We start from the raw sequence: 232 nt of genomic DNA, 5'->3' as shown, positions 1-232 counted from the left end.
GGGCTTCCCCATCATCCCAAGGCCGCAGCCTGCATGCCTTCGGCCAGTACTCTGCCGCCAGCCAAGCGGCTTCGCCGTTCACCAAGTGGTATGGCGCGGGCGTGGTGCTGTACAAGCCGTTCGAAGGTCGCCCGCGCGATACCGTCGCCCTGGGCTATGGCCGTGCGGTACCGAACCCGCGCAGCCGCGATGTGCAGGAGCTGGCAGCGTTCAATGCCGGCACGGCCTACCC

The 232-nt window shown here is 68.1% G+C and carries 1 protein-coding gene; it reads left to right on the top strand.

The features are described from left to right. A partial coding sequence (locus AAEZ05_RS30450) for a carbohydrate porin (RefSeq protein ID WP_350650423.1) occupies positions 1-232 on the top strand: 232 nt, incomplete at both ends.

This window comes from Pseudomonas sp. HY13-MNA-CIBAN-0226, assembly GCF_040310305.1.
Classification (GTDB): Bacteria; Pseudomonadota; Gammaproteobacteria; order Pseudomonadales; family Pseudomonadaceae; genus Aquipseudomonas; species Aquipseudomonas gregormendelii.
The sequence above is the reverse complement of the archived record's forward strand: the minus strand, read 5'-3'. Positions and strand labels throughout refer to the sequence as shown.